The organism is Glycocaulis sp. (assembly GCF_052168375.1).
Taxonomy (GTDB): Bacteria; Pseudomonadota; Alphaproteobacteria; order Caulobacterales; family Maricaulaceae; genus Glycocaulis.
Genome location: NZ_JBQLZR010000185.1, coordinates 1 through 6994 on the forward strand (window position 1 = coordinate 1; position 6994 = coordinate 6994).

Consider the following 6994-nt stretch of genomic DNA (forward strand, 5'->3'; position numbering starts at 1 on the left):
CGCCCATTCGCGCACCCGTGATCTGCCGGGTGTCTGCCGCTCGGCCGACATTCTGGTTGCCGCCGTCGGGCGGCCGGGCATGGTGCAGGCTGACTGGATCAAGCCGGGCGCGTGTGTCCTTGATGTCGGGATCAACCGCACGGATGCGGGCCTGACCGGCGATGTCGCCTTTGTGGCGAGCGAAAAGGTCGCAGGCCACATCACGCCGGTTCCCGGCGGTATTGGCCCCATGACCATCGCTGTATTGCTTGCCAATACGTTGAAAGCGGCTGCCGCCCGCACCGGCAAAAAAATCGCCGATCCCCTCGCAGGATAATGCGCATCTTTACGCTTTGCTAAGCGCGCAGCGATAGCGTGAAAGCATGAGCACTGTTGCAAATACCACCCAGACCCTGCGCGTCCTCCATGTCGAGGATGACTTCGCTGACGCCATGCTGTTGCAGCAGGCGCTTTGCGATGCCGGCGGCTACGAGTTCGAGCTGGAAGTTGTCCGCACGCTGGGTGACGCCAAGCGCAAGCTGGCCAAACGCCAGTACGATCTGATCATTGTCGATCTGCGCCTGCCGGACTCAATCGATCCGTCCGACACGGTCCGTACGGCGGAAAAGATCGCGCGTGGCACGCCGCTCCTCATCCTCACCGGATCGGCGCGGGTCGATTCCGAGGCGCTGGGTGGCCATCTGACCATTCTGGACAAGAACGAGTTCTTCAATGGCAAGGACCGTACGGCGAGCTTCCGCCTGATGCGCACTGTCCAGGATACGGCGAACGACGCGCTGCATCTCTAGGCGGCCTTTTTCTTCAGGGTCAGCGGCCTAGTTCTGCCACGCATGAACGTGACCCTTTCCTCCCTGCCTGAAAACTACCGCGCCGTGATCATCGGAGCCTCCGGTGGCATCGGCGCCGCCTTCGTGCGCCATCTTTCCGGTGATGCACGCTGCGGCGAGATCCACGCCCTGTCGCGTTCTGGTGCTGCGCCAGACGGGGTGAAAATACATCCGGGCCGGATTGACCTTGAAAATCCCGATAGCATCGAAGCCGCGCTGGAGCCGATCAGATCTGCAGGGCCGGTGCACCTTGTGATCGTTGCCAGCGGCATTCTGCACGATGAAGGGCTCGCGCCGGAAAAGACATGGCGCCATCTGGATGCGGGAAGCATGGCGAAGGTTCTTGCCGTCAACACCACAGGTCCGGCCCTTGTGGCGGGCGCGCTGCTGGATGCTCTGCCACGGGAAGGCAAGGCGGTCTTTGCGGCACTGTCGGCCCGCGTTGGCTCCATCAGTGATAACCGGCTTGGCGGGTGGCATGCCTATCGCGCGTCGAAGGCGGCGCTGAACCAGATCATCCGCACCTGTTCGGTGGAGCTCGCCCGCAAGCGCCGCGATGCGCTGATTGTGGGCCTGCACCCCGGCACGGTGGAGACGGCCCTGTCGGAGCCCTTTCGCGGCAATGTGCCCGAGGGCAAGCTCTTCATGCCCGATTACAGCGCCCGGTGCCTGCTGGAAGTCATTGAGGCGCTTACCCCGGCGGCGTCAGGGCGGTGCTATGACTGGCAGGGTGAGGAGATCGCGCCGTAAGGGGGCGGTCAGCTGACCGCCCTGTCCCGGCCTTTCCAGTAGGGCTCGCGCAGGACCCGCTTCAATATCTTGCCTGTCGGGTTGCGCGGCAGCATGTCGATGAAATCGACGCTCTTGGGCACCTTGTAGGCGGCGATGCGTTCGCGGGCATGAGCGATGAGGGCCTCGGCACTTGCGTCCGATCCCGGCGCCTTCACCACAACGGCTTTCACCGCCTCGCCCCAGCGCTCGTCCGGCACGCCGATGACGGCCACATCGGCAACGCCCGGATGGGAGAAGAGCGCGTTTTCCACCTCTGCGGGGTAGATGTTCTCGCCGCCGGAAATGATCATGTCCTTCACCCGGTCATGGATGAAGAGATAGCCATCCGCATCGAGATAACCCGCATCACCAGAGCGGAACCAGCCATCGGCATTGATCGTCTCGGCGGTGGCGTCCGGGCGGTTCCAGTAGCCTTTCATCAGGCTGGCGCCGCGTATCCACACCTCGCCGACCTCGCCTTGCGCGACAGGGCCGCCATCCTCGCCAACAACGCGTATCTCGATGCCGGCATTGGGCTTTCCGGCGGCGCGCAGCTTGCCGCGGGCCGGGTCATGGTCGGCGGGCGGCAGGTGTACCGCTGCGCCATTCGTCTCGGTCAGCCCATAGAATTGCAGGAAGCCGCACTCGAAGATTTTTGCCGCTTTCAGCAGCAATTCCTCGGCGATGGGCGAGGCGCCATAGGCGACAAGGCGCAAGGACGAGAAATCTCGAGGCTTGGCCGCGCTCGCCTGCACCAGAAACAGGATGACCGCCGGCACAAAGAAGCTCGTCTGCACCTTGTAGCGCTCGATAAGGTCAAGGATGGCGACCGGATCCACCTCCTTCACGATGATGTTGGTGGCCGCCTGATAGAAGCCCAGCAGCGCCCAGTTCGTGCCTGCGACGTGGAAATAGGGCATGGCAACCAGGTTCGGATCACCCGGCTCCCAGGTCACGAACCCGTCTTTCAGCCCCTGCTCGAAAAGGGAAAGATAGGCCCCGTGGCTCAGGACCACGCCTTTGGGGTGACCGGTGGTGCCCGAGGTGTAGAGCTGCAATACATCCTCGCCCGGACCGGTATCCAGCATCGGATCGGTATCGGTCTGGCTGTCGCGCCAGCGCGCATAGCCCGGCCAGCTGGCATGTCCGCCATCAAGGGCGATGATCGTTTTCAGCTCCGGCAGGCCGGCCAGCAGGCTTTCTGCAAGCGAATAGTATTCCGCATCGAGAAAGAGCGTGGTGACGCCGGCATCTTTCAGGATGTAGCCGATCTCCGGCGCGGCGAGGCGCCAGTTAACGCCGGTCAGCACGCAGCGCGCCTTGGCGGCGCCAAAGAGCAGCTCTGCGAAATAGTCGCTATTCTTGCCCAGATGCCCGATGCGGGTGCCCGGCTTGCAGCCAAGCGCGATCAGCCCGTTTGCGACCCTGCTCGCATGGGCGTCCAGCGCCGCATAGCTCGTGGTGCGGTCTGCAAAAACCTGGGCCGTGACTTTGCCGTTCACGACGGCCTGCTGGCGCAGCACATCGGCCATGGATACGAGCTTGCCCGCATCGATCATTCGCGTCTCCTCCCTCAACGTTCGCGCCGGGCGTTTCGCCCTTGCGCACGGGCCACTGACGGGCCTTTACGGGTGCGATGATAGGGGAAGCGGGGCGAAGGGGAAGGGGCAGCTTGCAAGCGCAGGTCTGCGCTAAGCGTCACGGGCGAACACACATGTTTTTACGAGCAAACCTGCCGGAGGTCCCAGAGGCGAAAATCGCGCAATAATGGGAGAAATGGTGCCGCTTGCGTGACTCGAACACGCGACCTACGCATTACGAATGCGTTGCTCTACCAGCTGAGCTAAAGCGGCTTTGCCACGTTGTATAACGGGCGGAGGCAGGAGGCGGGGCTATAGCCCTTCCTGCGACGGCGCGCAAACTATCCGCGAACGTGTGTCTTCGCAAGCGGGCTTGTGCGTGAGGTCTCGACGACACGTTTCAGGGGCGCGCAGCCGCGCCTGACTTGCGCTCTATCCTTCAGCCGGGTTCCCGGGCTTGACCCGGGATCCAGTCTTTCTTCCGCCTGCAGGTCGCAAAGTACGGCGCATCTGGAGTCTGGGTCCCCGCTCGGGGGCGGGGACCCCGGTGGAAAGGCCAGAGCACCTTCTGCAACACCAGATACCAACACCCCAACCTCGTCATCCCCGCGCAGGCGGGGAATGCGTTGCGAAAACTAAAGACGTTCCCGTATCGCCTCGACCACGGGTTTGGCCAGCGCATCGAAGAATGCTTCGAGATGGTCGGCCGGGCGGGCAGCGGCGGCGTCATTGCCAATGACGATGTCGGCACATCCGGCGTTCGGGTGGGTCCATTCATGGTGCATGGGGCGCACCGTTCCCAGATACTGGCCGACGACGGACTGGGCGGTCCGGCCACGTTCATTCACATCGCGCAAGAGCCGGCGTGCGAGGCGGATATCGTCGGGCGCATCGACATAGACGCGAATGTCGAACAGGTCTTTGAGCGGTTCATCGCAGAAAAGGTGGATGCCTTCCACGAGGATGATGTCGCACGGCGCAATGCGGCGCGTATCGGTGCGGCGGCGGTGGATGGTGAAATCATAGATCGGGGCGTCGATCGTCTCGCCCCGGCGCAGCGCCTCCAGATGGTCGGCCAGCAGCGCGTGATCGCGCGAGGCGGGATGGTCGAAATTGAAGCGGGCGGCGTCAAAATCCGGTGAGGCGCCGTGATCGCCGTAATAGTCATCCTCGGCCATCACCAGCGCCGTCATGGGCTTCAGGGCCCGTGCAGCGGCGCGCGCAATCTCCGTCTTGCCGGAGGCCGAACCCCCGCTCACCCCCACGATCAGCCGTGCCATCGTGACGCCCTTCCTGCCTACCGGTTGTCCTCGTCATCGCTTACGCCTGGATCATCGGGCGCAAAGCGCGGGCCGCTGGCAGGGATCTCCTCCCGGCGGCGCGTTTCCCGGTCTGGTAAGGGCGCCGGCGCGATGATGACAGCATCGGTTTCAGTTGCAGCAGGGTCTTTTGCAGCGGCCTGCGGAGCGGCTTTCCTTGGCGCTTCGAGAAGGATGCGGTCGGGCAGGGCTTCGGCGATCATCTCAAAGCGTTCATGGCGTGGATGGATGAGACGGTCCTCGTCGCCCCAGGCGTAGACAAGGCGCTGCCAGTCGCTTTCGGCAAAGTTGAAGGCCTCCCCGTCCGCATCGATGTCGGACCAGTCCGCCTCGCCCGGCGCATGGGTGGCCCGAGCCAGAAAGCGCTGGGCGGCATCCTCATCGCCTTCGAGACGTGACAGGCGCGCGGCGAGCGCACACACGCGCGCGCTCAACGGATTTTCGCTCAGAAGCGGTGTCAGGGCGGCGCGGGCCGCCTCCATATTGCGCTGCTGCAGGGCAATGCCCGCCAGCAGGAGGCGGGATTCGCGATGATCGGGATTGAGTTCGGCAAGCGTGCGCAGGCGGGCGGCCCGCTTTGCGGGCGTGTCGGACTTGCGCAGATCGCCATAGGCGCGGGCTATCGCCGGGTGGGGGCGCAGACGCCAGGCGCTTTCCAGAATGTCAGCCGCCTTGCGGTGGCGGCGGCGCCCGGGCAGCAACTCCCCGGCCAGAACGGCGGCAGGCGCAAAGCCCGGCGAGGCAGAGGCTGCGCGTTCAGCCAGATTGGTGGCCTTTTCCGCATCGCTCTGGCGCAACTGGCGGGCCTGCACGGTCAGGATCACGGCGCGGCGGCGCCCCGCATTGTCCGGCGGCAGGTGGCGGCGCTTTTCGCCCTCTGTCAGGGTTTCAAGTGCTTCGTCCCAGCGCGCGGCGGCAATCTGCGCATTGAACAGGCTGTCGAAGGCCCAGCGGGCATTGCGCGCTTCGGCATAGGCCTTGCCGGCATGGGTGATCACATTGCCGGTCTCACCTTGCGTCTCGGCCAGGACCGAGAGGCCGCGGTGCGCAACCAGGCGGGTCTTGGGGTCCTCCAGAAGCGCCTCGTAATGGCCGCGCGCCGCCAGAAGATTGCCGGCGGCCTCCGCTGCCCGTGCGGCCAAAAGGCGCGAGAGGGCGGGACGCTCCAGCAGGGCATCGGCCCTTGCCGCTTGCCGGACGGCCAGTTCGCCCTCACCGGCGGCTGCAGCGATGAGGGCGCGCTCCAGCGCATCCACGCCCTGTTCGCGGCGGCGGCGCTGGCGCAGCTTGCGCCAGGCGTCAGGTGCGCCCCAGACCTTGGCAATCAGCCACCAGAGCACGGCCAGCAGAAACGCCGTGACGATGAGCACGCCCATGAACAGGGCGAAGCTGGTTTCGGCCTGCCAGCCGAGAAACTCGAAGCTGGCTGTTCCGGGATTGAGCGTCAGCCAGACCGCCAGGATCGCCGTCAGGACGCACAAGGCAACGGTAAGGATGAGACGGATCATGGCGTGCTCCTGCCTTGTGTGGCTGCGTCTTCGCTCAAGGCATTGCGCAATGTGGCAAGGGCTGTCTCGATGTCCAGCCGGGCGCGCGCGGAGGTGAGCCAGTCTGCGGCAGCGCTGCCCGCTTCGCCTTCGAGGCGTCCTGCGGCCTCGACGGCGCCTGCAAGGTCACCGCGCGCCAGACGGCTTTCGGCCTGACGTGTCAGGGCCAGCGCACTGTCAGGCGCGCTGTCGGCGGGGCGAAGCTCGAACAGGCCCATGAAGCGCCGGGTCTCGCCCGAGGCACTGGTGATGGATGCGGCGGGAAAACTCTGGGCCAGCTCATCTGCGGACGGGACACCGCGCCGGGCATGGGGTTGTAGCGCGCCAAGGCCCGGTGCGCCGGGCCAGAGGCGTGCAAGATTGGCCCGCTCGGCTTCAAAGCTTTCCGAACCCTGTGCCGCCTCCCGAAGGGCGGTGTAGGCGAGCACACGCGCTGCCGAGCGCTCAACCGCCGCTGCCTCGCCGCCTGCGCTCGCTTCTGCAGCCGAGAGGCGGGCCTCCAGCGTATCGATGCGGTCAGAGACACGGGTTTCACTGGCTTCAACAAAGGCTGACATCTCGGCGGAGAGGGCCTCCCGGGCCTCGGTGGCACGGACATCGTTTGCGTCCATGGCGGCAGTCAGCTCGCCGCGCACCTGTTGCAGGCTTGTCTCCAGTGCGGACAGGCGCTCCTCGACCGGTGCAAGGTCAATTGCAGCGGTATCGCCTTGCGTGCCTGCCGCTTCTGCCGTTGAACGGACGCTCTCCAGTTCGGCCTCAAGCGTGGCAAGCCTGTCTTGAAGGCGGACTTCCAGCTCGGCCAGGGCCGCCGGATCAGTGGCCTCGGCTTGCGTCGGCGCTTCGGCGAGAGCGTCCAGCCTGGCGTTCAGATCGCGGATCTCGCTGTCAAAATCACGCAAGGCTTCGGTGGGCACCATCTCGGTCAGGGGCCTGTCCTGCACAGCGTTCAG

General features: G+C 65.2%; 6 protein-coding genes, 1 tRNA gene and 1 pseudogene. 3 read left to right on the forward strand and 5 right to left on the reverse strand.

Going from position 1 to position 6994, the window contains the following annotated elements:
• From ACTS2Z_RS07380 to ACTS2Z_RS07390, 3 genes and pseudogenes are all read left to right on the forward strand, one after another.
• Positions 1 to 316 (forward strand): annotated as a pseudogene (locus ACTS2Z_RS07380) (bifunctional methylenetetrahydrofolate dehydrogenase/methenyltetrahydrofolate cyclohydrolase); the annotation flags it as partial.
• 46 nt (positions 317 to 362) lie between these two features.
• Positions 363 to 788, forward strand: a complete 426-nt coding sequence (locus ACTS2Z_RS07385; protein ID WP_442572573.1) for a response regulator — start codon at positions 363 to 365, stop codon at positions 786 to 788.
• 42 nt (positions 789 to 830) lie between these two features.
• On the forward strand, positions 831 to 1577 hold the full coding sequence (locus ACTS2Z_RS07390) for an SDR family NAD(P)-dependent oxidoreductase (protein ID WP_442572574.1): 747 nt from the start codon (positions 831 to 833) through the stop codon (positions 1575 to 1577).
• A gap of 8 nt (positions 1578 to 1585) precedes the next feature.
• Here the strand turns inward: ACTS2Z_RS07390 and ACTS2Z_RS07395 are convergent, their stop codons facing one another.
• The 5 genes from ACTS2Z_RS07395 to ACTS2Z_RS07415 form a co-directional block, all read right to left on the reverse strand.
• The gene (locus ACTS2Z_RS07395; RefSeq protein WP_442572575.1) at positions 1586 to 3157 is read right to left on the reverse strand and encodes a long-chain-fatty-acid--CoA ligase; all 1572 of its coding nucleotides are present in this window, start codon (positions 3155 to 3157) and stop codon (positions 1586 to 1588) included.
• 218 nt (positions 3158 to 3375) lie between these two features.
• Positions 3376 to 3451, reverse strand: a tRNA-Thr gene (locus ACTS2Z_RS07400).
• 362 nt (positions 3452 to 3813) lie between these two features.
• Positions 3814 to 4458, reverse strand: coding sequence for a uridine kinase (udk, locus tag ACTS2Z_RS07405; RefSeq protein ID WP_442572576.1), 645 nt, complete (start codon positions 4456 to 4458; stop codon positions 3814 to 3816).
• A gap of 17 nt (positions 4459 to 4475) precedes the next feature.
• Positions 4476 to 6005 carry a heme biosynthesis protein HemY gene (locus tag ACTS2Z_RS07410; RefSeq protein ID WP_442572577.1) on the reverse strand — a complete coding sequence of 510 codons (1530 nt, stop codon included), beginning with the start codon at positions 6003 to 6005 and terminating at the stop codon, positions 4476 to 4478.
• Positions 6002 to 6994 (reverse strand): hypothetical protein (locus tag ACTS2Z_RS07415; protein ID WP_442572578.1); only part of this gene is annotated, 993 nt, incomplete at its 5' end. The genes ACTS2Z_RS07415 and ACTS2Z_RS07410, both read right to left, overlap by 4 nt.